Annotated in this window: 1 protein-coding gene; it reads left to right on the top strand. The window is 31.4% G+C overall.

The features are described 5' to 3' along the window. On the top strand, positions 1-360 hold a 360-nt coding region (locus tag AOA61_RS02495; protein ID WP_178075175.1), incomplete at its 5' end, for a CueP family metal-binding protein. Positions 361-363 lie beyond the last annotated feature (3 nt).

The raw sequence follows: 363 nt of genomic DNA on the forward strand, positions 1-363 counted from the left end.
CATCAACTAATTGTTACTGACTCTGAAAATAAGCAAACGATTTATGAATTACCAGAAGATGAATTTTTTGTATCAATTGCACCATATATTAATGAAACCCACCCCTGAGCTAATCATAACCTGACAGGTTGTCAGGGCGAATTGGTGAATGAAGAGTTTGAAGTATTGATTGAAGATGAAGATGGTAATGTTATTTTGGATGACACATTAACTTCTCTTCCTAATGGATTTATTGATTTATGGCTGCCACGTGAAAAAACATATAATATGAAAATTTCATTTGATGGAAAAAATGTAGAATCTGAAATTTCTACATTTGAAAATGACAATACTTGTATTACAACTATGCAGTTAAACTAGTGG

The sequence above is a fragment of the Pseudomonas sp. 2995-1 genome (assembly GCF_002742505.1).
Classification (GTDB): Bacteria; Pseudomonadota; Gammaproteobacteria; order Pseudomonadales; family Pseudomonadaceae; genus Aquipseudomonas; species Aquipseudomonas sivasensis.